This is a genomic window from Ferrovum myxofaciens (assembly GCF_000735045.1).
GTDB lineage: Bacteria > Pseudomonadota > Gammaproteobacteria > Burkholderiales > Ferrovaceae > Ferrovum > Ferrovum myxofaciens.
On record NZ_JPOQ01000572.1, the window covers coordinates 1 to 253 of the forward strand.

At 57.7% G+C, this 253-nt stretch carries 1 pseudogene; it reads right to left on the reverse strand.

What is annotated here, in order from left to right:
- Positions 1-186, reverse strand: a pseudogene (locus IV91_RS16495) (IS701 family transposase); the annotation flags it as partial.
- Between the last annotated feature and the right edge of the window lie 67 nt (positions 187-253).

Consider the following 253-nt stretch of genomic DNA (forward strand, 5'->3'; position numbering starts at 1 on the left):
GTAGTAGGTGGTCCAGTGCGCCTCGCGGCGAATGGCACCGATGGCACGAGTGACCCAGCCTTCCGGGTTGAGCATGCAACCGATCAGAAGTTCGACAAAGGTTCGGCGGGAACGGGGTGGAACGGCAGCCAAAAGAAAGGAAATCCATTCCGAGAGCAGCAGACAGACCGAGGAGGTGAGCGACATGAAGAGGGATCAGGGGTTGAAAACCCTTCATTGGTCGCTGCGCTACCCGCTTCAAAAACAACCCCGA